Source organism: Hydrogenivirga sp. 128-5-R1-1 (genome assembly GCF_000171895.1).
This window is the reverse complement of the sequence record NZ_ABHJ01000482.1, coordinates 1-1,142: the sequence shown is the minus strand read 5'-3', so window position 1 is coordinate 1,142 and position 1,142 is coordinate 1. Positions and strand designations below refer to the sequence as shown.

The window sequence follows — 1,142 nt, the reverse complement described above, 5'->3', positions numbered from 1 at the left end:
CAGTTTCATGTTTTTATTACCTTTAAAAGTTCTTTTTTTACCTTTTCAAGGGTTTTTCATCAGTTATTTTTTCCTTTTGTGGAGTTCTAACATAAAATGCGTCCCTTGCTCTTTCACCTTGTGTTGTAACTTTTGCAATGTGAACATATATATCAAATTTTGAAAAGATATAAATTATATCAAATAAAAGTCCTATCCTGTCTTCTGCTGATATATCAAAAATTGTGTACTGGTCAGATGTTCTATTGTCTATTTTTACAAATGTTGGAGGTGGTATTGTATTAACTTTAAAGCCTTTATATTTAATTGTTTTTCTAATATCGTCTAACGTTATTAAACCTTTCTTGTAATCATTAAAGATAGTTAAAAACTTTTCAAACTTTTGTTGGCTTACTGATTCTAAAGCTGGTGTTGAAATTTGAGAAGCTATTAATCTTGTACCATCTTTTCTTGCAAAACTATAAATTGAAAGAATATTAAGCCCCATAGAACTAATTATTCCAGTAAATATAAGAAGCGGATTTTCAATATCATTAACAGCCATTATTATTTCAGAAAATCCTACATTTATGTTTTCTTCAAAGTAAAATTGAGGGTCAGATGTATTTAATAATTTATATTCAAGCTCCATATGTTTTAGAATTTCGTCTGTCGGCATTGAGTTTATGTAGTACTGGGATACCCGTGAAAGTAATTTTTCTGCTTTTTCTTTTCCGTATTTTTCCTCAAGAGCACCTTTTATTTTAACTAATTTTTCTTCAAGCAATCTACTGCTGTACTCCTGAGCGGTTATTCCTTCTTTTAATATGTTGTATGCTTTTGTATAAAGTTCTATTAAAAGGGTTTGCTTCCAGTCGTTCCATACATTTGGACCAACTGCATTTGCATCACACCATGTTAAAACTGTAAGCATTTTTAAAAATTCTGTATTTTTTACTATTTTTATAAATTCATCTAATATTTTTGGGTCATTTATGTTTCTTCTTTGTGAAACTTTTGCCATTTCAAGATGGTGAAGTACCAAATCGCTTACAATTTTTGCATCTCTTTTAGAGTAGCCAAAACGGGTTAGTATATCAACAGCCATTTTTGCACCAAGTGTTGAGTGGTCTGTATTATGTCCTTTACCAATATCATGTAAA

At 29.7% G+C, this 1,142-nt stretch carries 1 protein-coding gene; it reads right to left on the bottom strand.

What is annotated here, in order from left to right; translation table 11 throughout:
• Positions 1–37: 37 nt before the first annotated feature.
• The coding region (locus HG1285_RS18600; RefSeq protein ID WP_008289644.1) for an HD domain-containing protein at positions 38–1,142 on the bottom strand (1,105 nt) is incomplete at its 5' end.